Genomic DNA, 20,014 nt, shown 5'->3' with positions numbered 1-20,014 from the left:
TCCGCCGCCCCATGTTGTTCCAGCGCCTTCGTGAAGACATCGCCCTGATCCAGGAACGCGACCCCGCCGCCCGTTCGGCCTGGGAGGTGCTGAGTTGTTACCCGGGCCTGCATGCACTGGTGATGCACCGCTGGGCCCATGCCTGCTGGACCCATGGCTTCAAATGGCTGGGCCGCTTCGTCTCGCACCTGGCGCGTTTTCTCACCGGCATCGAGATCCACCCCGGCGCCACCATCGCACGCCGCGTCTTCATCGACCATGGCATGGGCATCGTGATCGGCGAGATGGCCGAGATTGGCGAGGACTGCACCATCTACCAGGGCGTGACCCTGGGCGGCACCTCGCTGGTGAAGGGCGCCAAGCGCCATCCCACGCTGGAGGCCGGCGTGATCGTCGGTGCCAACGCCTGCGTGCTGGGCGGCTTCACGGTGGGCGCCGGTGCGCGCATCGGCTCGGGGGCGGTGGTCACCAAGCCGGTGCCGGCGGGCGCCACCGCGGTGGGCAATCCGGCGCGCATCATCGAGGCCGAGGCTTCGCCGGCCAAGCCGGGCTTCTCGGCCTACGGGGTCAAGCTGGGCGACGACCCCACCGCACAGGCGCTCAAGGGCCTGATCGACAGCGCCGCCGGCCATGAACACCAGATCGCGCTGCTGTGGCAGGCGGTGTGCAAGCTCTCGGCGGCCACACGCGAGCCGGTGGGCAATTGCGTGCCGGTCGATGCCCAGCAAAGCGAGAGCTTTGACGCGGCCTCGCTGAGCCAGTTGGTCAAGTAGCCGGGCGTGCCGGGCGCTGCGCCGATTTGGGCCGGAAGGCCTTGATCACCGCATCGCGCGTTTCGAGATACGGGCCGCCGATCAGGTCGATGCAATAGGGCACGGCGGCAAAGATGCCGCTGGCGGCGGCATGGCCCTCCAGGGTCTCGGCAATCGCCTTGGGTTGGCCGGGCAGATTGATGATCAGGCTCTTGCCGCGTATCACCGCCACCTGGCGCGACAGGATGGCGGTGGGCACGAAGTGCAGCGAGATCTGGCGCATCTGCTCGCCAAAGCCGGGCATTTCGCGCTCGGCCACGTCCATGGTGGCTTCGGGCGTGACATCGCGCGGCGCCGGCCCGGTGCCGCCGGTGGTCAGCACCAGGTCGCAGCGCGCCTCGTCCACCAGCTCGCGCAGGGTGGCGGCGATGCCGGCGCGCTCGTCGGGGATCAGGCGCGGCACGAACTCGATCGGGTTCAGTAGCGCCCGCGTCAGCCAGTCCTGCAGCGCGGGCAGGCCCTTGTCCTCGTAGACGCCGGTGGAGGCACGGTCGCTGATCGAGACGATGCCGATGCGTACGGCTTCACTCGTCATCGTCTTCGGGCTCGATGTCGTCGGCCTGCTCACCGGGACCATTGACGCGCAGGTTCTCGGCCTTGATGAACTGGAACAGTTCGCGGAAGGCGCGGCCGCTGCGTTTCTCGGGCTCGTTGGCGGCGTCTTTGCGTGCGGCACGCACCAGGCTGCGCAACTGCTGCACATCGGTGCCGCCATGCTCGGCAATGAAGGCCTGCAGGGCTTCGTCGTTGTCGAGCAGGCGCTCGCGCCAGCGCTCGCTCTGGTGCAGTGCCAGGCTGTCCTTGGCGCGCCCCAGCTTGAAATCGGCCACCGCTTGGCGCAACGGCTCGGGGTCGACCTTGCGCATCAGCTTGCCGATGTACTGCACCTGGCGGCGCTTGCCCTCGAAATTGGTGATCTTCTTGGCGGCCTTGATGGCGTCGAAAAGAATCTCGGGCAGGTCCAGCGGCGCGAGGCGGCTGCTGGGCAGGGCCAGCAGGTCTTCGCCCAGCGACTGCAGATCATGCATCTCGCGCTTCTTCTGGCTCTTGCTGGGACGATCGAATTCGTCGTCCGCGGCTTGTTCTTCGTAATGTTGTGGCATCTGGCTGCTGCTGGGTGGCCGCGGTGGTGTACTTCGGGGCGGGGGCACGGCCCCGTATGATAGTCGTCCGGCGTTCCTCGCCCCACAGAACAGCATCAGCATCCATGACAGCAAGCAGCAACACTGACCACGGTTTCGCCTACAGCCAGGAGCGTTTTCGCCAGTTGATCGACGAGGTGCTCGCCGAGGCCAGACGCCTGGGTGCCAGCGACGCGGGGGCCGAGGTGTCCGAGGGCTGCGGGCTCTCGGTCTCGGTGCGCCGGGGCGAGCTGGAGAACGTGGAGCGCAACCGCGACAAGTCGCTGGGCATCTCGGTCTATGTGGGCCAGCGCCGCGGCAATGCCAGCACCTCGGACTTCTCGGCCAAGGCCTTGCACGACACGGTGCGCGCCGCTTTCGATATCGCACGCTTCACCGCCGAGGATCCGGTGGCCGGCCTGCCCGACGAGCAGGACCTCTCGCTCGACGTCGCGGCCCGCCCCGAGCTGGACTTGTTCCACGCCTGGGACATCGACGCCCAGCAGGCCGCCGAGCTGGCGCTGCGCTGCGAGGCCGCCACCTTCGCGGTGGATGCACGCATCACCAATTCTGAGGGCGCGGCGGTGTCGGCCCAGCAATCGCATTTCTTCTCCGGCAACACGCGCGGCTTCCGCGGCGGCTACGCCAGTTCGCGGCATTCGCTCTCGGTGGCGCCGATTGCCGGCCGCGGCGCCGGCATGCAGCGCGACTCCTGGTACAGCTCGATGCGCGATGCCGCCGAGCTGGCTTCGCCCGAGGCGGTGGGCCGTTATGCCGCCGAGCGCGCGCTCTCGCGCCTGAAGTCGCGCAAGGTCAAGACGGCCGAGGTGCCGGTGCTGTTCGAAAGCACGGTGGCGGCCGGGCTGCTGGGCGCCCTGGTGCAGGCCACCAGCGGTGGCGCGCTCTACCGCAAGGCCAGCTTCCTGCTCGACAGCCTGGGCCAGAGCGTGCTGGCCTCGCATATCGACGTGCACGAGGACCCGCATGTGCTCAAGGGCAAGGGCAGCGCGCCCTTCGATGATGAGGGTGTGGCCACGCACGCGCGCAGCGTCGTCGAGGCCGGCGTGCTGCAAGGCTATTTCCTCTCCACCTACTCGGCGCGCAAGCTGGGCATGCGCACCACGGGCCATGCCGGTGGCTCGCACAATCTGGTGATGACGAGCCGCCTGACCGCGCCCGGCGACAGCCTCGACACCATGCTGCGGCGCATGGGGCGCGGCCTGTTCGTCACCGAGCTGATGGGGCAGGGCGTCAACTATGTGACCGGCGACTACTCGCGCGGCGCCAGCGGCTACTGGGTGGAGAACGGCGAGATCGCCTTCCCGGTGCATGAGGTCACCATTGCCGGCAATATGAAGGACATGCTCAAGGGCATCGTCGGCATCGGCAACGACCAATACACCCTGGGCAGCAAGACCGTGGGCTCGGTGCTGATCGATCGCATGAAGCTTGCGGGCAGCTGACGATTCGCTGCAGGGGCGGTCGATTTACTAGCCTATTTCGCAGGGGTTTGTACCCGTGAAGCTGGCATTTCGCCACTCCTAGAATTTGCGCGCATCTCTGTGCATTTCAATTACTAGGAGCAAGCTTATGGAACGTCGTTCCTTCGTCCGTCAGGCAGGTTTGGCCGGGGTCTTGGCCGCGGGCGCTGCGCCTGCCATCGTGCAGGCACAAGCGAATATCCGCTGGCGCCTGGCTTCGAGTTTCCCAAAGTCCTTGGACACCATCTTTGGCGCGGCCGATGTGTTCGCCAAGAAGGTCGGCGAGATGACCGGCGGCAAGTTCCAGATTTCGGTGCACGCTGGTGGCGAGTTGATGCCCCCGTTCGGCGTGGTTGATGCGGTGAAGGACGGCACGGTCGAGATTGCACATACCGCGCCCTACTACTTCTTCGGCAAGGACGAGACCTTCGCGCTGGGCTGCGCCGTTCCCTTTGGCCTGAACAGCCGCCAGAACACCGCCTGGATGATCGAGGGCAATGGCCTGAAGCTGATGCGCGAGTTCTATCGCAACTACAACATCATCAACTTCCTGGGCGGCAATACCGGTGCGCAGATGGGTGGCTGGTATCGCAAGGAAGTGAAGAGCCTGGCCGACATCAAGGGCCAGAAGATGCGTATCGGCGGTTTTGCCGGCCGCGTGCTGGAGCGCATCGGTGGTGTGCCGCAGAACATTCCCGGCGGAGAAATCTACCAATCGCTGGAGAAGGGCACCATCGATGCGGCCGAGTGGGTGGGCCCCTATGACGACCAGAAGCTGGGCTTCAACAAGGTGGCCCCGTACTATGCCTACCCGGCCTGGTGGGAAGGCGGCCCGCAACTGGACTTCTTCATCAACACCAAGGCCTATGAGGGCCTGAGCGCCGAGTACAAGGCGATCGTCGAGGCCGCCACCGCGATGGCTCACACCGACATGCAGGCCAAGTACGATGCCAAGAACCCGGATGCCCTGCGCCAGTTGGTGGCCGGCGGCACCAAGCTGTTCCGCATGCCCAAGGACGTGATGGAGGCGGCCTTTAAGGAATCGCAGGCGCTCTATAGCGAACTCTCGGCCAAGAATCCGAACTGGAAGAAGGTCTACGAGGACTGGTCCAAGTTCCGCCGCGAGCAGAACCTCTGGTTCCGTTTTGCTGAGGCCGGTTTCGATGACTTCATGCAGGCGCAGAAGCTCTAAGCGGCGCGGCGCTCGTAAGGCCCGGCAGGTTTCACGGCCTGTCGGGCTTTTTTGTGCGCGCAAAAGAAAGAGGGCCGCCGGCGGCGGCCCTTGGAGCCTAGCGGAGCAGCCTTATTTGCCGGCCGCCGCTTCCAGCGGATCACTGCTCGCCGAGGCCGGCTTGGCGGGCGCCGAGGCCGCACCATCGGCGGGCCCGAACAGGGCGTTGGCGTCCATCTCCTTGGCCGAGTTGTCGTCGGCGGGCTGCACGTCGAGCTGCACATTGCTGGTGTCCAGCGCCTCATGCTTGCCCAGGCCGCCCGAGACCAGGTTGGGGAAGGCGATGATGAGCCCGACCATGATGATCTGGATCACCACGAAGGGCACCGCACCCCAGTAGATCTGGCCCGTGGTGATGCGCGCGATCTTGCGGCCGGTGAGCTTGTCGATGTAATCGGTGAGCGGCGCGACGCTGCGCAGGTAGAAGAGGGCAAAGCCGAAGGGCGGATGCATGAAGCTGGTCTGCATATTGACGCCCAGCAGCACGCCGAACCAGATCAGATCGATGCCGAGCTTCTCCGCGACGGGGCCGAGCAGTGGCACGACGATGAAGCTGAGCTCGAAGAAATCCAGGAAGAAGGCCAGCACGAAGATCAGCAGGTTCACGAAGATCAGGAAGCCCAGCTGGCCGCCGGGCAGGCTGGTGAGCAGATGCTCGACCCACTTGGGGCCGTCCACACCCTGGAACGACAGGCTGAACACCGTGGAGCCGATCAGGATGAACACCACGAAGCAGGCCAGCTTGGTGGTGGAGGTCAGCGCCTGCGTCAGCAGCTTGCCGCTCAGGCGCCCGCGCGCCAGCGCCATCAGCAGCGCGCCCATGGCGCCCATGGCGCCGCCCTCGGTGGGAGTGGCGATGCCCAGGAAGATGGTGCCCAGCACCAGGAAGATCAGCGCCAGCGGCGGGATCAGTACGAAGGTGACGCGCTCGGCCATGCGCGAGAGCAGGCCAAGGCCGGTGAGCTTGTTCACGACCGAAGCCAGGAAGGCCAGGCCGACACCCACCGACATGGAGACGACGATGGTCTCGTCCAGCGGCACGTTGCTGACCGCTTCGCCCTTGAAGTAGCCCAGCACCTCGCCGTAGTGTTCGCCGAAGTAGACCGCCACGCCCACCGACACCAGGGTCAGGATGCCCAGCGAGGCGAGGCCGCTCTTGCCGTTGTCTTCGCGGATCGAGCGTGCCTCCAGCGGCAGTGCCGGCACCCACTTGGGCTTGAAGATGGCGATGCCGATGATGTAGAGGGTGTAAAGGCCGGTCAGCACGAAGCCGGGCACGAAGGCGCCCTTGTACATGTCGCCCACGCTCTTGCCGAGCTGGTCGGCCAGGATGATGAGCACCAGTGAGGGCGGAATGATCTGAGCCAGCGTGCCGGAGGCGGCGATCACGCCGGAGGCGACCCGGCGGTCATAGCCGTAGCGCAGCATGATGGGCAGCGAGATCAGGCCCATCGAGATCACCGAAGCCGCCACCACGCCGGTGGTGGCGGCGAGCAGCGCGCCCACGAAGATCACCGCGAAGGCGAGGCCGCCGCGGATCGGGCCGAACAGCTGACCGATGGTATCTAGCAGATCCTCGGCCATGCCCGAGCGTTCCAATATCAGGCCCATCAGGGTGAAGAATGGGATCGCCAGCAGCGTGTCGTTCTTCATGATGCCGAAGATGCGCAGCGGCAGGGCCTGCATCAGCGAGGCCGGCAGCACGTTCAGCTCGATGCCGATGAAGCCGAAGAAGAGACCGCAGGCGCCCAGGCTGAAGGCGACCGGAAAGCCCATCAGCAGGAACACGATCAGCCCCGCAAACATGATGGGGGCCAGGTTGTTGGCTAGAAATTCCATGGATGCAGCTCCCTCAGGCCTGGTTCTTCTTCTGTTCGGCCGCCAGGCGGATGGCTTCTGCCAACTCCTCTTCGGGCGTCATGGCGGCAACCTTGAGGGTCGGGTCGGGAATCAGGCCCTGCAAAAAGGCGAAGCGCTTGATCAGCTCGCTCAGGCCTTGCAGCAGCAGCAGGCCAAAGCCGAGAGGCATGAGCAAGTAGACCGGCCAGAGCGTCAGGCCGCCGGCGTTGGAGGACACCTCATTGGAGTGGTAGCCCTGCAGAAAGAAGGGGATGCCGAGGTAGAGCACCGTGAAGCACAGCGGCAGCAGGAACACCACGAAGCCGAAGATATCGACCCAGGTCTGCACGCGCTTGGAGAAGCGGCCCACTACCACGTCGATGCGCACATGCTCGTTGTTCAGCAGGGTGTAGCCGGCGGCCAGCAGGAAGGAAGCGGCAAACAGATACCACTGCACTTCGAGAAAGGCATTGGAGCTGTAGTTGAAGGCCTTGCGCACCACGGCGTTGATGGCGCTGATGGCGGTCGATCCGAGGATCAGCCAGATGACCCAACGGCCGACGAAGCGGTTGAGGCCGTCGATCAGACCGGAAAGCTTGAGGAGTAAGGACACGAATGCCTCCTGAGTTCTTGATGCGAGCGCAGGCGGCAGGCGCAAATGCGCCTGCCGCGCGTGTTTGTCGCAATGTAAGAGCCCAGGCCTGAAACTTGCCTGAACGGGACGCCGGACCTAGGGCAAGTCCTAGGCGCGTATTCCCTTGGGGCGCAGACTCAGGGGGCCGTGGCGGCCATGAAGAGCTTGGTCGAGCGCGCACCCGAGCGGCAGAAGGCCAGCACGGGCTTGGGCAGGCGCTCCAGCAACTGCTTGAACTGCGCGATCTCTTCGGGCGACTGGTAGGCGCCGTTGACCGGCAGGTAGGCGTAGGCCAGGCCGGCGGCCAGCGCTGCTGCTTCCATCTGCGCCGCGGTGGGTTGCTCGGGGCCGCCCTCGAAGTCGGGCCGGTTGTTGATCACGCTGCGAAAGCCCGCCGCCGCCGCCGCCGCCATGGCGGAGGGATCCAGCTGCGGGGCGACGCTGAGCTCGGGGGTCAGGGCTTGGGCGGGCAGACTCATGGTGTGATTCAGTTGCTGAGGGCTTGTTTGACGGCGGCCGAGACCAGGGACATGTCGGCCTTGCCGGCCAATTGTGCCTTCACCGCGCCCATCACCTTGCCCATGTCGCCGGGACCCTTGGCGCCCAGCTCGGCGACGATGGCGAGCACGGCGGCCTGGATCTCCTCCGCGCTCAGGCGCTGCGGCAGATAGGCTTCCAGCACCGGCAGTTCGGCGCTTTCCTTGTCGGCCAGATCCTGGCGGCCGGCGGCGCTGAACTGGCTGATCGAATCCTTGCGCTGCTTGATCAGCTTGTCGACGATGGCGATCAGGGCGGCGTCATCCACCACCACGCGCTCGTCCACTTCCTTTTGCTTGACGGCGGCCAGCAGCATGCGGATGGTGGAGAGCTTGTCCATCTCCTTGGCACGCATGGCGGCCTTCATGTCTTCGGTAATGCGATCTTTCAGGCTCATCAGAATTCCTTGTTGGCGATCCAGAATGGAAAAAGCCCGCGGCAGCGTCCTGCGCGGGCTTGATCGGAGAGGCCGAGGCCTTTCCCGAAGCGACTAATCGAGACCGATCAGTACAGCTTCTTCGGCAGCTGCATGCTGCGCACGCGCTTGTAGTGGCGCTTGACGGCCGCAGCCTTCTTGCGCTTGCGCTCAGCCGTGGGCTTTTCGTAGAACTCGCGAGCACGCAGCTCGGTGAGCAAGCCCAGCTTTTCAATGGTGCGCTTGAAACGGCGCAGTGCCACATCAAACGGCTCGTTTTCTTTGACGCGAATCGTGGTCATGAAACAGTGGTTCCTTCAAGTTGCGCTCGGTGTTCGCCCGAGACGGCTGCAGCTTTTGAGGGCTTGAGCAGACCGCCTCTGAAGCGGGGTATCCGGATTCCGCTTCCGAATCGACGCGCAGGGTTTGCCAGCAAAGAGAGTGAGTATAGCCGGAATCAAAGGGGTTTGACAAATTGCGGCACGATAAGTGCTGCAAGACCCCATTCAGCGCGCGCCGGAGGGCTCCATGGCCCTGGCGCAGGCGGCCGCGCTGGCCCAGGCCCATTGGAAGTTGTAGCCACCCAGCCAGCCGGTGACATCGACCACCTCGCCGATGAAGTGCAGGCCCGGCGCGCGCTTGCTTTCCATGTTCTGCGAGTTGAGTTCGCGGGTGTCGACGCCGCCGCGCATCACCTCGGCCTTGCGCCATCCCTCGGTGCCGTCAGGCAGCAGGCGCCAGGCCTTGAGATGCTGGGCCAGGGTCTGCAGGTCCTTGTCCTTGCATTCAGGCATGGGCCGATTGGGGGCGATGGCAAGCCGGGCCAGCCAGGTCTGGGCCAGGCGGCTGGGCAGATGCTCCGCCAGCTCGTTGCCCAGCAGGCGCTTGGAGCTCTGTTTGGCGGCCTTCAGCAGCGCGGCCAGGTCGGCATCCGGGCGCAGGTCGAGTTCGAGCTCCTGCCCTTCGCGCCAGTAGCTGGAGATCTGCAGCATGGCCGGGCCGCTCAGGCCGCGATGCGTGAACAGCAGGTCCTCCAGGAAACGCGCCCTGGCCTTGCCCTGGCCCACGCTGACGGCCACGGGCAGGGACAGGCCCGAGAGTTCGGCGAAGGGCGCCCAGACCTGGGTGTCAAAGGTCAGCGGCACCAGCGCCGGGCGTGGCTCGACGATGGCGTGATCGAAGCGCTTGGCCAGGCGCAGGCCCCAGTCGCTGGCGCCAATTTTGGGGATCGACAGCCCGCCGGTCGCCACCACCACGCGGCGGCTGCGCAAGGGGCCGGACGAGGTTTCGAGTTCGAAACCGCCCGCCGCGGTGCGCAGCTCGTGCACGGTGCAGGGCTGGCGCCGCTCCACCTGCCCCAACTCGCATTCGCGCAACAGCATCTGGATGATGCGTTCGCTGCTGTCGTCGCAGAACAGCTGGCCCTTGTGCTTCTCATGAAAGGCAATGCCATGCTTCTGCACCAGGGCGATGAAGTCCTGTGAGCTGTAGCGCGCCAACGCCGAGCGGCAGAAGGCCGGGTTCTCCGACAGGAAATTGGCTGGGCCGACGTCGCGGTTGGTGAAGTTGCAGCGGCCGCCGCCGGAGATGCGGATCTTCTCGGCGAGGCGGGGCGCATGATCGATCAGGAGCACGCGCAGGCCGCGCTGGCCGGCGATGCCGGCGCAGAACAGGCCGGCAGCGCCAGCGCCGACCACGACGAGGTCAAAGTCTTGCATGGGAATGGGGTACTGCGCAGGGCGCACGGAGCAGGCCGGGAATGCCCCGGGGGAGGGCGGCCGAGTATACGGCTCGGGTTATATTGCCCGGCCGCACGGGCTTGTGCCGAAACTTCCACAAGCTAGGGGTTATGTGGGGTGGCCCCGATCCAGGCTATTGCTAGGCTGGTGGCAGCCCATCTACATTCGACGCATACCAACATGCAAGGCAGGCGCGCATCGCTCGCCACCTTGCTTCGACATTAGAAAAAAATGGACAACCAGTCGGCAGCCCCAGCAGGAGCAAAGCCCGAGAGGGAACGATTCGGTCAATGGCTGAGCAGCGTGGGCCTGGCCGATGCCGATGTGGCCGCCGCCTTGCTGGGCCTGGCCGAGCCGCACGGCAGCTTTGTGGCCGTCAAGTCGCTGGCCACCGGGCGCTATGTCTATGCCAGCCCCGGACTGGACGATTTGTTCGAGCGCACCGAATCCAGCATCGTCGGCAGTCTGGATACCGACCTGATGCGCAGCGACGAGGTGCAGGCGATGCGGCGGGTCGAGCAGGCGGCGATGGCGCAGCGCAGCGTCGTCGTCAGCGAGCACCGGCTGGAGTTGGCGGGCCGGCGCCGCGAGTTCTCCGTGACGCGCGCCGCGCTCGGCAGCGAGTTCGTGATGGCCTTGTGGGCGGAACGCACCGAGGAGCGTCACCGCGAGTCGCATCTGCAGCGCGCGCTGGCGCAGATCGAACAACAGCAGAAGGCCATCGAGCAGCTGCGGCGCGAATTGCAGGCGGGGTCGGGCCGCGACGATGTCTCAGGGCTCTACCTGCGTGCGCAGTTCGACGATCAATTGCTGCGCGAAATCGACCTCTCCACGCGCGAGCATCGCGAGTTCGCGCTGGTGCTGATTGCCCTGGACCCGCTGCCGGCGGCGGCGCAATCGCTGGGCGCCGAGGCGCAGCAGCGCCTGCTGGAAGGCCTGGGGCGCATGCTGCGCGCCAACACCCGCGCCATGGATGCGGCCTGCCGCGTCGGCGAGCATCACTTCGCCGTGCTGCTCTCGGGCGTGGGGCTGGCAACGGCGCATGCGCGCATGGAGCAGCTGCGCAAGCAATGCACGGCGCAGATCGTGGTGCTGAACGGCCACGACCTGGGGCTGTCGCTGTCGATGGGCGTGGCCAGCTTCCCGCACACCGCCTCCAAGCAGGACGAGTTGCTGCATGCCAGCGAGGCTGCGGTGCACGAGGCGCAACGGCGCGGCGGCAATCAGGTGGTGCTGGCGTCGATTCCGTTCGGAACCTGATCGGCCAGCGCAGGCCGGCTCAGCGCAGCAGGCCCTTGTAGAGCATATAGGCCGCCAGCAGGTAGAGCAGCAGGGCGAAGGCGCGCTTGAGCTGCTGCACATTCATCGCGTGGGCGGCGCGCGCGCCCAGCGGCGCCATCAGCACGCTGGCACTCGCAATCACGGCCAGGGCCGGCAGGTACAGATAACCAAGTGCGCCGGGCAGGGCGGCTTGCAGCTGCCAGCCACCCAGCACATAGCCCAGGGTGTTGGCCAGCGCGATCGGAAAGCCCAGTGCCGCACTGGTGGCCACCGCGCTGTGCATGGCGACGTTGCACCAGGTCATGAAGGGCACCGAGACAAAGCCGCCACCGGCCCCGACCAAACCCGACAGCAGACCGATGCCGGCACCGGCACCCAACTGCCCGGCCGTACCGGGCATCTGCCGGCTGGGCGCCGGCTTCTTGTTGCGCAGCATCTGCGTGGCCGAAAAGCCCACGAAGGCCGCAAACACCAGTGCCAGAGCCTGCCCCTTGATGAGGGCGAAGATGCCCGCGCCGGCCAGCAGCCCGCCCAGCACGATGCCAGGCGCGAGGCCGCGCACCAGATCCCAGCGCACCGCGCCGCGCTTGTGGTGCGCGCGCACGCTGGACAGCGAGGTGAACATGATGGTGGCCATGGAGGTGGCGATGGCCATCTTCACCGCCATGCCGGCGTCGACGCCGCGCGCCGACAGGATGATGGTCAGGAAGGGCACCATCAGCATGCCGCCGCCGATGCCCAACAGGCCGGCCAGGAAGCCGGAGCAAAGTCCCAGACTCAGCAACTCGGCGAACAGCAAGGGATCCATCATGCTCAGGTCGGGCCTTCCAGCAGCTGCAGCACGCGTTGCCATTCCTCGGCCAGCACGGGCGTGATGGAGAGCCGGTTGCCCGCCTGCAGCACGCGCATGCCGGCCAGCTCGGGCCGCTCGCGCATCTCGGTGAGGCTCAGCAGGCGCGTCTTGCGTCGATACCGCACGTCCACATGCAGCCAGCGCGCTTGCTCGGGCTTGGACTTGGGGTCGTAGTAAGGGCTGGCGGGATCGAACTGGCTGGCATCCGGGTAGGCGGGGCTGGCCACTTCGGCCAACCCTGCGATGCCGGGTTGCGGGCAGGAGGAGTGGTAGAACAGCACGCCGTCGCCGATGCGCATGGCGTCGCGCATGAAGTTGCGGGCCTGGTAGTTGCGCACGCCGATCCAGGGCAGGCATTGGCCGGGCGCGCTTGCGAGATCATCGATCGAGCACTCGTCGGGCTCGGACTTCATCAGCCAGTAGTTCAAGGCACGATCGGGGAGGGTGGGTAAGAAGGTGTCCACCGCGAGCCGTGAGCCGCATTCCTGAACCCAGGGATTCAGGTGGGCGAGGTCAGCAGGACTTCGGGTTCATCTGACGCGAGACGATCACACCAGCCGAGCAATGTTCCAAGCCCTTGCTCAGAGAGCATCGGTTCAAGGAAATATAGAACTCACGCGAACGCAGCGGACAGCTGGATTCTAAGGCCGGCCCGATGCCCGCGCGCGCCGTAGGCTCAGAGTAATTGGCCGTCCTGCGCCAGCGCTTCATCGAGGCGGCGCATCAAGGCCTCCAGCTCCGGGGCATCCACCGCTGCACCGGTCTTGGCAGCGGGTTTGCTGGGGGCTTCGGCGAGCTGATAGGCGAGGTTGAGCGCCGCCAACACCGCGATGCGCTCGCGCGCCTTGACGCGACCGGCGTCGCGGATGGCGCACATCTCCTTGTCGACCTGGGCCACGGCCTTGGTCAGCGCGGCCTCACCGCCATCCGGGCAGCCCAGCAAATAGCTCTGGCCCATGATGGTGACTTCCATTTGCTTCATGGGGTGTTCTTTCCGGTTTCGGAGGATTCCAGCGGCAGTCGGTCCAGCAGCGCATCAATGCGCGCGCGCGCGGCATGCAGGCGCGAACGCAGGCTGTCGCGCTCCTGGCTGAGCGCTTGCACCTGCTCTTCGAGCAAGGCATTTGTGCGCGTCAGTTCTTCATGGCGCAACAACAGTCGCTCCACCCGGTCAACGAGGTCGGTGATGCTAGGCATGGCTTCCTGTGGTGATTCAGACGCCTACTGGGCGGCCGCCATTGTAGGGTGGGGCTTGGCAGCGGCCGCGAGCTGGCGCCCGTGGTCGCAATCGCTCGCCACCTGGCATTGCCAGCACAGCGGCTTGCGCGCCTGGCAGACATAGCGTCCATGCAGGATCAGCCAGTGGTGCGCGTCCACCATGAAGGCCGGTGGAATGCGTTCGAGCAGGCCCAGTTCCACCGCCAGCGGTGTCTTGCCCGGCGCCAGGCCGGTGCGGTTGGCGACGCGGAAGATATGCGTGTCCACCGCCATGGTGGCCTCGCCAAAGGCGACGTTGAGCACCACGTTGGCGGTCTTGCGGCCCACGCCGGGCAGGGCCTCCAGCGCCTCGCGCGTGCGCGGCACCCGGCCGCCATGCTGGCTCAGCAGGATCTGGCAGGTGGCGATCAGATTCTTGGCCTTGGTGCGGTACAGGCCGATGGTGCGGATGTACTCGCTCAGACCCTGCTCGCCCAGCGCCAGCATCTTGGCCGGCGTGTTGGCCACCGCGAACAGCCGGCGCGTGGCCTTGTTCACGCCCACATCGGTGGCCTGGGCCGACAGCAGCACCGCCGCCAGCAGCTCGAACACGCTGGCGTACTCCAGCTCGGTCTGTGGCGCGGGGTTGGCGCGCTGCAGCGTTTCGAAGAAGTGCTGAATCATTTGCGAGTTCATGCGTGAATTGTCGCTGCTGGGCCGCGCGCCTCAAGGAGAATGCGGCACCTGCTTCGGCGCTTCATGCTTCGCCCCGCTTCGATGACCAAACCGCTTCCTCACGTTGCTGCCACCCGGGTCTGGTGGCTGGTGCTCGCCGCCGCCCTGCTGCTGCGCCTGTCCAGCCTGCCGCTGGCGGTGCTGACCGACCATACCGAGGCGCGCTACGCCGAGATCGCGCGCCTGATGGTGGTGTTGCAGGACTGGGTCAGCCCGCACATCACGCCCAGCGAGGTGTTCTGGGCCAAGCCGCCGCTGTCGACCTGGAGCCAGGCCCTGCTGATGGAGCTGTTCGGCGCCCACGCCTGGCCCGGACGCCTGGCTGCGCTGCTGTGGGCGCTGCTGGCGCTGTGGAGCATGCACTGGATGCTCAAGGGCAGCGTGTCGGCGCTGCAGCGCGCGGCCATGCTGACGGGGCTGATGCTGAGCCCGCTGTTCTTCCTGTGCGCCGGTGCGGTGATGACGGATGCCACCCTGGGCGCCACCGTGCTGCTGGTGCAGGCCGCCTGGTGGCGGGTGCTCAAGGACGAGGGCGCGGGGCGCCGCCGTGCCGCGCGCGTGCTGGCGCTGGGTCTGGGCCTGGCGCTGCTGACCAAGGGGCCGGCCGCGGCCGTGCTGGCGCTGCTGCCCATCCTCATGCATGCGGGCTGGCGCCGGCACTGGCGCCTGGTCTGGGCCGTGATGCGCGACCCCTGGGTGTGGCTGATCTGGATGGCGGTGGCCTTGCCCTGGTTCGTCATCGCCGAGCTCAAGACACCCGGCTTCCTGCAGTACTTCGTGCTGGGCGAGCATGTGATGCGCTTCCTGCAGCCGGGCTGGAAGGGCGACCGCTATGGCTTCGCCCATGCCCAGCCGCTGGGCATGATCTGGCTCTTCACCCTCGTCGCCGCCTTGCCCTGGGTGCTGCTGGCGCTGGCGCGCCTGCCCTGGCTGCGCTGGCGCGAGGGCCGCGGCGCGGTCGGGCGGCAACTGCGCAGCCAGCTCGAGCCCGAGCTGATCAGCTATGCCGCCTGCCTGCTGCTCGCACCGCTGCTGGTCTTCACGGGCGCGCGCAACATCATCGCCACCTATGCGCTGACGGCCATGCCGGGCCTGGTGATCCTGGCGCTGGGCCTGCTGCCCGAGGCCAGCCTGGCGGGGCGCCGCCTGCGCGTCTATGTGCTGCTGGTGCTGGCGCTGACGGCCTGGGCCTATCTCTACAAATTGCCGCAGGCAGTGCAGCGCAATTCGGACCAGGGGCTGATCGCTGCCTACGAGAAGGCCTGTGCGGGTCAGCGCTGTGCGCTGCGCTACCAGGCCAAGCCTCCCTACTCGGCCTACTTCTACACCGCCGGACGCCTGTACGAGGGCATGCCGGGCGAGCCCGGTGCGCCCGCCTTCGCGGTCCTGCCGCGCGCGGAGGTGCCCGCCGACCGGGCACTGGCTTGCAACAAGGACGCCTGTCTCGTGGCCGAGCTGGCTCTGTCGCACAATTCAGCCCGATGAGTTCCTTGCCCCAGACCCTTCAGCCCGCTGCTGCACCGCGGCTGCGACCTGCCCTGCTGTCCGTGGTGCTGCCGGCCTACAACGAGGCCGCCAACCTGGCCTGGCTGCTGCCGGAACTGCAGGCGCGCCTGAGCGCGCAGGCGGATCGGTTGGAGCTGCTGGTGGTGGACGATGGCAGCCGCGACGACACCGTGCTGGTGGTGCAGGGCCTGATCCATGCGGGCCTGCCGGTGCGCTTGCTGCGCCTCTCGCGCAACTTCGGCAAGGAGGCGGCGCTCACCGCCGGCCTCGATGCCGCCGAGGGCCAGGTGGTCGTCAGCATGGACTCCGACGGTCAGCATCCGATCGCCTGCGTGCTGGAGATGCTGCAGAGCTGGCGCGCCGGTTTCGACGTGGTCTACGGCGTGCAGACCGGGCGGCGCGCCTCGCAGTCCTGGGCGCGGCGCAGCTACACGCGCGTGTTCTATTGGCTGATGCAAAAGGGCTCGCGCTTCGAACTGCCCGCCGACGCGGGTGACTTCCGCCTGCTGGATCGCGCCGTGGTGCTGGCCCTGCGCCAGTTGCCGGAGCGCGCGCGCTACATGAAGGGCCTGTTCGCCTGGGTGGGCTTCAAGGCCCAGGCAATCCCCTTCGTGCCGGAGGAGCGTGCCCATGGCGAGAGCCATTTCCGCTTCATGCGGCTGCTGTCGCTGGCGGTGACCGGCATCACCGCCTTCAGCAAGGTGCCGCTGCGCCTGGTGTCGGCGCTGGGCATCATGGTGTCGGTGGCCTCGGTGGTGTTCGGCCTCTGGATCGTGTTCGAGAAGCTCTTCCTGGGCAACGACATCTCGGGCTTTGCCACGCTGGCGGCGTCGATCACCTTCCTGGCCGGCGTGCAGCTGCTGTGCCTGGGCATCATCGCCGAGTACCTCGGTCGGGTGTTCGACGAGGTCAAGCGCCGCCCGCTCTATGTGACGCAAGACCTGACCCCGCCGCTGGCCGGCCGGGACGGCGAACCGTGAGGTCCTTGCTGTGGTTCGGCGCCGTGGGGGCGAGCGCCGCCGCGGTGCACTTCGGCGTGGTGGTGCTGGCGGTGAAGCTGCTGGACCTGGCGCCCCTGCTGGCCAATGTGCTGGGCTTCATGCTGGCCTTTTGCGTCAGCTTTGTCGGCCATCACCGGCTCAGCTTCGCGGCCCAGCAGGCGAGCGGCCGCCAGGCCCTGCCGCGCTTTGCGCTGGTGGCGCTGCTTGGCTTTGCCAGCAATGAGCTGATGTACGCCGTCCTGCTCGGCCTGGGCGTGGAGTACCGCCTCGCGCTGTTCCTGGTGCTGCTGGCGGTGGCGGCGATGACCTGGCTGCTGAGCCGGCATTGGGCCTTCAAGCGGCGGGCGGCATGAAGCGGGTGCAGATTTGTGCCGACGACTACGGCTTCGACGCCGCTGTCAGCCAGGGCATCCTCGACGGCATCGACGCCGGCCGCCTCAGCGCCACCAGCTGTATGGTGCTGTCGCCCGCCTGGGTGCAATGGGCACCGGCCTTGCGCGAACGTGCCGGTGCGGCCGATGTCGGCCTGCACCTGGACGTGAACGAGTTCGCCGGCTACGCCAGGCGCAGCCTGTCGGGCTGGATCGCGGCCGCCTATCTGGGCGCGATTGCGCGCCGCGATGCTGACGCCTGGGTGGCCAGCCAGCTGGACGCCTTCGAGGCCACGCTGGGCCGGGCGCCCGACTATCTGGATGGTCACCAGCATGTGCATCAGTTGCCGGTGCTGCGCGAGGCCGTGGTGGCGGCGCTGGCGCGCCGCTATGGCCGGGGCTGCGCGTTGCGCGACACGCGTGCGCGGCGCTGGCGAGGCCCCAAGGCGGCGGTGATCGCGGCCCTGGGCGCGGGCCGCTTGCAAGGCCTGGCGCAGGCGCAGGGCCTGGCGATGAACCGCGACTTCGCCGGTGTCTACGACTTCGGCCCCGAGGCGCGGTTCGGTGAACTGGTGGCGGCTTGGCTGGCCGGCCTGCCCGACGGCGGCCTGTTGATGACCCACCCGGGCCGGGCCGGCGGCACCGAAACCCGTGCCGATCCGATCCGTGCGGCGCGCGTGCGCGAGCATGCCTTCTGGCTCAGCACCGAGGCCGGCGAGCTGCTGGCACGGCAGGGGGTACAGCTGGGCCTGTGTGCCGACTGGCGCTAGGCGGCGCTAAACGGCACTAAACGCCACGCTTGGCGCGCGCGCGCGCCAGTGCGGCCTCGATCACGTTGCGCTTCTTGTCGAGTTCCGATGGATCGCTGAGCTTGCTGATCTCGGCCAGGTGCGCGAGTTTGTGCTCGGCCTTGGCCTGCAGGCGTGCGTCGTTTTCCTGCTTGTCGCGCACCACGCGCAGCTGGTGAAACTGGTAGCGCTCACGCGCCTCTTGCGCCTGCGGCTGGCTCCAGGCGTCCCAGCCACTACGGCCGGCGCTGGCATCCACCAGGGCGATGCAGTCCACCGGACAAGCCGGGATGCAGAGCTCACAGCCGGTGCATTGCGCGTCCACGATCACATGCATCTGCTTGGGCGCACCGACGATGCAATCGACCGGGCAGGCCTTGATGCACAGGGTGCAGCCGATGCACCAGTCTTCGTCGATCACCGCCAGCGTGCGCGGCCCCTCCACACCGTGCGCGGCGCTCAGTGGCAGCGCCGGGCGGCCGGTGATCTCGGCCAGGCGCGCGACGCCCTCGGCGCCGCCGGGCGGGCATTGATTGAGGCCCGCCGTGCCGCCGGCCAGCGCGGCCGCATAGCTGCGGCAGTCCGGGTAGCCGCAGCGCGTGCACTGGGTCTGGGGCAGGGCCTGATCAATGCGTTGGGTCAGGTCCTCAAGAGGCGTCAGCGCTGCAATCAAGCCGTCGTCTTACTCTTGCTGCGCGGCTTGCGCACGGTGCTGCCATCGGCATGGGCCGGGCGCTCGGCCGCGTGGTTGTACTTGAGGATGAAGTCGCGCACCACCGGATAGACCTTCTCGCGCCAGCGGCGGCCCGAGAAGATGCCGTAATGGCCGGCGCCGATGGCGTCGTAATGGTATTGATGCGCGGTGGGGATGCCGCTGCACAGCTCGTGGGCGGCACGGGTCTGGCCGGCGCCGGAGATGTCGTCCAGCTCGCCCTCCACGGTCAAGAGGGCGGTGCCCTGGATGTCCTGCGGGCGCACCAGCTGGCCATCGACCTCCCAGGTGCCGTTCACCAGTGCGAAGTCCTGGAACACCGTCTTGATGGTGTCGAGGTAGTACTCGGCCGGCATGTCGAGCACGGCGTTGTACTCGTCGTAGAACTGGCGGTGCGATTCGGCGCTGTCGTCGTCGCCGCGCACCAGGTCCAGGAAGTAATCGTAGTGCGAGCTGAGGTGGCGGTCGGGGTTCATCGCCACGAAGCCGGTGTGCTGCAGAAAGCCGGGGTAGACGGCACGGCCGGCGCCCGGGAAATTGGTGGGCACGCGGTAGATGACGTTGTTCTCGAACCAGCTGTGGCTGCGGTTCATCGCGAGGTTGTTCACCGCCGTGGGGCTGCGGCGCGCGTCGATGGGGCCGCCCATCATGGTCATGGAGCGCGGCGTGATCTCGCCATTCGAGGCCATCAGCGAAATCGCCGCCAGCACCGGCACGGTGGGCTGGCAGACCGAGATCACGTGCACATCGGGGCCGACGTGGCGGATGAACTCCTGCACGTAGGCGATGTAGTCGTCCAGGTGGAAGGGGCCGGCCTCCAGTGGCACCATGCGGGCGTCGGTCCAGTCGGTGATGAAGACCTTGTGGTCCTTCAGCAGCTGCTTGACGGTGTCGCGCAGCAGCGTGCTGTGATGGCCGGACAGCGGCGCGATCACCAGCACGGTGGGCTGCTCCTTCATCTTGGCCAGCACCTGCAGGTTGTCGGTGTAGCGCTTGAAGCGCAGCAGGCGGCAGAAGGGCTTGGTGATGGGCACCAGCTCCTGCACCGCGACCTCGACGCCGTCCACATCCACGCCGCGGATGCCGAACTCGGGCTTCTCGTACTCCTTGGCCAGGCGATGCATCAGGTCCAGGCCGGCCGACACGCGTTGCGCCAGCGGCGTGTGCGTGAAGGGCGAAAGCGGGTGGCTGTAGAGCTTGGCCGAGGCGCTGGCGAACTCCGCGAAGGGGCTCATCAGCGCGCGTTGGGTTTCATAGAGCTGGTACAGCATGGCGGACCTCTTGGTTCAGGAACTGGGCTGCTAGTTCGCTGCGAGTGGCAGCGGCTTGCTCATTTGTGCATTGCAGCATTCTACGAGCCCAGACTGACTCCTGCCTTGTGTCAATTACCTATGAATCCCCGAAATAGTGCGCACAGCGCCGGTAATTACCCGGCGCTGCTGTCGCGCAAGGGACAAATCAGCCGGCCAATCAGCCGGCGATGACGGCGGCCATGGCGGCCGCCACGGCCTTGAGGTTCTTGCCGTTCAGCGCCGCCACGCAGATGCGACCGGAGTCCACGCCATAGATGCCGAACTCGCTGCGCAGGCGCTGCATCTGGGCGGCGTTCAGGCCCGAGTAGCTGAACATGCCCTTCTGGCGCGTAACGAAGCTCAGGTCCTGGCTCACGCCGGCGGCCTTCAGCTCGGCCACCAGGGCCTGGCGCATCTCGCGGATGCGCAGGCGCATGCCGGCCAGTTCCTCTTCCCACATGGCGCGCAG

Annotated in this window: 24 protein-coding genes and 1 other RNA gene; 8 read left to right on the top strand and 17 right to left on the bottom strand. The window is 67.0% G+C overall.

What is annotated here, in order from left to right; all coding sequences use genetic code 11:
* The first annotated feature begins 14 nt into the window (after positions 1 to 14).
* Entirely contained in the window at positions 15 to 773 is a 759-nt protein-coding gene (cysE, locus tag AC3WQY_RS08990) for a serine O-acetyltransferase (protein WP_492707802.1), read from the top strand.
* Here cysE and mog read toward each other — a convergent pair.
* The gene (gene mog / locus AC3WQY_RS08985; RefSeq protein WP_492707582.1) at positions 766 to 1,347 is read right to left on the bottom strand and encodes a molybdopterin adenylyltransferase; all 582 of its coding nucleotides are present in this window, start codon (positions 1,345 to 1,347) and stop codon (positions 766 to 768) included. The genes cysE and mog overlap by 8 nt on opposite strands.
* Positions 1,337 to 1,915, bottom strand: coding sequence for a ribosome biogenesis factor YjgA (gene yjgA / locus AC3WQY_RS08980; protein ID WP_285232309.1), 579 nt, complete (start codon positions 1,913 to 1,915; stop codon positions 1,337 to 1,339). Before yjgA ends, mog begins: the two co-directional genes overlap by 11 nt.
* Before the next feature lie 104 nt (positions 1,916 to 2,019).
* Between yjgA and pmbA the strand changes: the two genes are divergently transcribed.
* Positions 2,020 to 3,396, top strand: a complete 1,377-nt coding sequence (gene pmbA, locus AC3WQY_RS08975) for a metalloprotease PmbA (protein ID WP_492707580.1) — start codon at positions 2,020 to 2,022, stop codon at positions 3,394 to 3,396.
* A gap of 127 nt (positions 3,397 to 3,523) precedes the next feature.
* The gene (locus AC3WQY_RS08970) at positions 3,524 to 4,606 is read left to right on the top strand and encodes a TRAP transporter substrate-binding protein (protein ID WP_285232307.1); all 1,083 of its coding nucleotides are present in this window, start codon (positions 3,524 to 3,526) and stop codon (positions 4,604 to 4,606) included.
* A gap of 111 nt (positions 4,607 to 4,717) precedes the next feature.
* Here the strand turns inward: AC3WQY_RS08970 and AC3WQY_RS08965 are convergent, their stop codons facing one another.
* The 6 genes from AC3WQY_RS08965 to AC3WQY_RS08940 all read right to left on the bottom strand — a co-directional run bounded on the left by AC3WQY_RS08965 (position 4,718) and on the right by AC3WQY_RS08940 (position 9,788).
* On the bottom strand, positions 4,718 to 6,484 hold the full coding sequence (locus AC3WQY_RS08965; RefSeq protein ID WP_492707577.1) for a TRAP transporter large permease: 1,767 nt from the start codon (positions 6,482 to 6,484) through the stop codon (positions 4,718 to 4,720).
* A gap of 13 nt (positions 6,485 to 6,497) precedes the next feature.
* Complete coding sequence (locus AC3WQY_RS08960) at positions 6,498 to 7,097, bottom strand: TRAP transporter small permease subunit (protein ID WP_285232305.1); 600 nt, start codon at positions 7,095 to 7,097, stop codon at positions 6,498 to 6,500.
* A 158-nt stretch (positions 7,098 to 7,255) separates the two neighbouring features.
* Positions 7,256 to 7,597, bottom strand: a complete 342-nt coding sequence (locus tag AC3WQY_RS08955; RefSeq protein WP_285232304.1) for a protein tyrosine phosphatase family protein — start codon at positions 7,595 to 7,597, stop codon at positions 7,256 to 7,258.
* Between the two features lie 8 nt (positions 7,598 to 7,605).
* Positions 7,606 to 8,052, bottom strand: coding sequence for a GatB/YqeY domain-containing protein (locus tag AC3WQY_RS08950; protein WP_492707575.1), 447 nt, complete (start codon positions 8,050 to 8,052; stop codon positions 7,606 to 7,608).
* Between the two features lie 107 nt (positions 8,053 to 8,159).
* Complete coding sequence (rpsU, locus tag AC3WQY_RS08945; protein WP_012346814.1) at positions 8,160 to 8,372, bottom strand: 30S ribosomal protein S21; 213 nt, start codon at positions 8,370 to 8,372, stop codon at positions 8,160 to 8,162.
* A gap of 204 nt (positions 8,373 to 8,576) precedes the next feature.
* Positions 8,577 to 9,788: a BaiN/RdsA family NAD(P)/FAD-dependent oxidoreductase gene (locus AC3WQY_RS08940; protein WP_492707574.1), complete on the bottom strand. Its 1,212-nt coding sequence runs from the start codon at positions 9,786 to 9,788 to the stop codon at positions 8,577 to 8,579.
* A gap of 324 nt (positions 9,789 to 10,112) precedes the next feature.
* Between AC3WQY_RS08940 and AC3WQY_RS08935 the strand changes: the two genes are divergently transcribed.
* Positions 10,113 to 11,069 (top strand): GGDEF domain-containing protein, encoded by a 957-nt coding sequence (locus AC3WQY_RS08935; RefSeq protein ID WP_285232298.1) that lies wholly within the window; start codon positions 10,113 to 10,115, stop codon positions 11,067 to 11,069.
* Between the two features lie 19 nt (positions 11,070 to 11,088).
* On the opposite strand, the gene AC3WQY_RS08930 is transcribed toward AC3WQY_RS08935, so the two are convergent.
* The 6 genes from AC3WQY_RS08930 to nth all read right to left on the bottom strand — a co-directional run bounded on the left by AC3WQY_RS08930 (position 11,089) and on the right by nth (position 13,824).
* Positions 11,089 to 11,901, bottom strand: coding sequence for a sulfite exporter TauE/SafE family protein (locus AC3WQY_RS08930; RefSeq protein WP_492707571.1), 813 nt, complete (start codon positions 11,899 to 11,901; stop codon positions 11,089 to 11,091).
* 2 nt (positions 11,902 to 11,903) lie between these two features.
* Positions 11,904 to 12,371 (bottom strand): EVE domain-containing protein, encoded by a 468-nt coding sequence (locus tag AC3WQY_RS08925; protein ID WP_285232296.1) that lies wholly within the window; start codon positions 12,369 to 12,371, stop codon positions 11,904 to 11,906.
* A 25-nt stretch (positions 12,372 to 12,396) separates the two neighbouring features.
* Positions 12,397 to 12,579: non-coding RNA, 6S RNA (gene ssrS / locus AC3WQY_RS08920), on the bottom strand.
* A 40-nt stretch (positions 12,580 to 12,619) separates the two neighbouring features.
* Positions 12,620 to 12,925, bottom strand: coding sequence for a cell division protein ZapA (locus tag AC3WQY_RS08915; RefSeq protein ID WP_285232295.1), 306 nt, complete (start codon positions 12,923 to 12,925; stop codon positions 12,620 to 12,622).
* Positions 12,922 to 13,140 (bottom strand): cell division protein ZapB, encoded by a 219-nt coding sequence (gene zapB, locus AC3WQY_RS08910; RefSeq protein ID WP_285232294.1) that lies wholly within the window; start codon positions 13,138 to 13,140, stop codon positions 12,922 to 12,924. Before zapB ends, AC3WQY_RS08915 begins: the two co-directional genes overlap by 4 nt.
* 24 nt (positions 13,141 to 13,164) lie before the next feature.
* Entirely contained in the window at positions 13,165 to 13,824 is a 660-nt protein-coding gene (gene nth, locus AC3WQY_RS08905) for an endonuclease III (RefSeq protein WP_492707568.1), read from the bottom strand.
* 93 nt (positions 13,825 to 13,917) lie between these two features.
* Between nth and AC3WQY_RS08900 the strand changes: the two genes are divergently transcribed.
* From AC3WQY_RS08900 to AC3WQY_RS08885, 4 genes are read left to right on the top strand one after another with little or no spacing between them, the layout of a single operon-like run.
* Complete coding sequence (locus AC3WQY_RS08900) at positions 13,918 to 15,360, top strand: ArnT family glycosyltransferase (protein WP_492707566.1); 1,443 nt, start codon at positions 13,918 to 13,920, stop codon at positions 15,358 to 15,360.
* Positions 15,357 to 16,361: a glycosyltransferase family 2 protein gene (locus AC3WQY_RS08895; RefSeq protein WP_492707564.1), complete on the top strand. Its 1,005-nt coding sequence runs from the start codon at positions 15,357 to 15,359 to the stop codon at positions 16,359 to 16,361. Before AC3WQY_RS08900 ends, AC3WQY_RS08895 begins: the two co-directional genes overlap by 4 nt.
* Entirely contained in the window at positions 16,358 to 16,735 is a 378-nt protein-coding gene (locus tag AC3WQY_RS08890) for a GtrA family protein (RefSeq protein ID WP_285232290.1), read from the top strand. The genes AC3WQY_RS08895 and AC3WQY_RS08890 overlap by 4 nt, the downstream gene beginning before the upstream one ends.
* Complete coding sequence (locus AC3WQY_RS08885) at positions 16,732 to 17,523, top strand: ChbG/HpnK family deacetylase (RefSeq protein WP_492707561.1); 792 nt, start codon at positions 16,732 to 16,734, stop codon at positions 17,521 to 17,523. Before AC3WQY_RS08890 ends, AC3WQY_RS08885 begins: the two co-directional genes overlap by 4 nt.
* A 16-nt stretch (positions 17,524 to 17,539) precedes the next feature.
* On the opposite strand, the gene rsxB is transcribed toward AC3WQY_RS08885, so the two are convergent.
* From rsxB to AC3WQY_RS08870, 3 genes are all read right to left on the bottom strand, one after another.
* Positions 17,540 to 18,214: an electron transport complex subunit RsxB gene (rsxB, locus tag AC3WQY_RS08880; protein WP_492707559.1), complete on the bottom strand. Its 675-nt coding sequence runs from the start codon at positions 18,212 to 18,214 to the stop codon at positions 17,540 to 17,542.
* Positions 18,211 to 19,524 carry a polyhydroxyalkanoate depolymerase gene (locus tag AC3WQY_RS08875; protein ID WP_492707557.1) on the bottom strand — a complete coding sequence of 438 codons (1,314 nt, stop codon included), beginning with the start codon at positions 19,522 to 19,524 and terminating at the stop codon, positions 18,211 to 18,213. Before AC3WQY_RS08875 ends, rsxB begins: the two co-directional genes overlap by 4 nt.
* Positions 19,525 to 19,723: 199 nt before the next feature.
* A partial coding sequence (locus AC3WQY_RS08870) for an aminotransferase class I/II-fold pyridoxal phosphate-dependent enzyme (protein ID WP_492707555.1) occupies positions 19,724 to 20,014 on the bottom strand: 291 nt, incomplete at its 5' end.

This window comes from Roseateles sp. FW301-B2, from assembly GCF_058788955.1.
Note: the sequence above shows the minus strand (reverse complement) of the source record. Positions and strands in the feature narration are given on the sequence as shown.

Excerpts from the sequence above, each read along its gene's own strand:
- zapB (WP_285232294.1), bottom strand. The coding sequence starts at position 13,140 with ATGCCTAGCATCACCGACCTCGTTGACCGGGTGGAGCGACTGTTGTTG.
- AC3WQY_RS08940 (WP_492707574.1), bottom strand. The coding sequence starts at position 9,788 with ATGCAAGACTTTGACCTCGTCGTGGTCGGCGCTGGCGCTGCCGGCCTG.
- rpsU (WP_012346814.1), bottom strand. The coding sequence starts at position 8,372 with ATGACCACGATTCGCGTCAAAGAAAACGAGCCGTTTGATGTGGCACTG.
- nth (WP_492707568.1), bottom strand. The coding sequence starts at position 13,824 with ATGATTCAGCACTTCTTCGAAACGCTGCAGCGCGCCAACCCCGCGCCA.
- AC3WQY_RS08955 (WP_285232304.1), bottom strand. The coding sequence starts at position 7,597 with ATGAGTCTGCCCGCCCAAGCCCTGACCCCCGAGCTCAGCGTCGCCCCG.
- AC3WQY_RS08875 (WP_492707557.1), bottom strand. The coding sequence starts at position 19,524 with ATGCTGTACCAGCTCTATGAAACCCAACGCGCGCTGATGAGCCCCTTC.
- AC3WQY_RS08970 (WP_285232307.1), top strand. The coding sequence starts at position 3,524 with ATGGAACGTCGTTCCTTCGTCCGTCAGGCAGGTTTGGCCGGGGTCTTG.
- pmbA (WP_492707580.1), top strand. The coding sequence starts at position 2,020 with ATGACAGCAAGCAGCAACACTGACCACGGTTTCGCCTACAGCCAGGAG.
- AC3WQY_RS08930 (WP_492707571.1), bottom strand. The coding sequence starts at position 11,901 with ATGATGGATCCCTTGCTGTTCGCCGAGTTGCTGAGTCTGGGACTTTGC.
- mog (WP_492707582.1), bottom strand. The coding sequence starts at position 1,347 with ATGACGAGTGAAGCCGTACGCATCGGCATCGTCTCGATCAGCGACCGT.
- yjgA (WP_285232309.1), bottom strand. The coding sequence starts at position 1,915 with ATGCCACAACATTACGAAGAACAAGCCGCGGACGACGAATTCGATCGT.
- AC3WQY_RS08895 (WP_492707564.1), top strand. The coding sequence starts at position 15,357 with ATGAGTTCCTTGCCCCAGACCCTTCAGCCCGCTGCTGCACCGCGGCTG.
- AC3WQY_RS08915 (WP_285232295.1), bottom strand. The coding sequence starts at position 12,925 with ATGAAGCAAATGGAAGTCACCATCATGGGCCAGAGCTATTTGCTGGGC.
- AC3WQY_RS08885 (WP_492707561.1), top strand. The coding sequence starts at position 16,732 with ATGAAGCGGGTGCAGATTTGTGCCGACGACTACGGCTTCGACGCCGCT.
- AC3WQY_RS08900 (WP_492707566.1), top strand. The coding sequence starts at position 13,918 with ATGACCAAACCGCTTCCTCACGTTGCTGCCACCCGGGTCTGGTGGCTG.
- AC3WQY_RS08950 (WP_492707575.1), bottom strand. The coding sequence starts at position 8,052 with ATGAGCCTGAAAGATCGCATTACCGAAGACATGAAGGCCGCCATGCGT.
- AC3WQY_RS08965 (WP_492707577.1), bottom strand. The coding sequence starts at position 6,484 with ATGGAATTTCTAGCCAACAACCTGGCCCCCATCATGTTTGCGGGGCTG.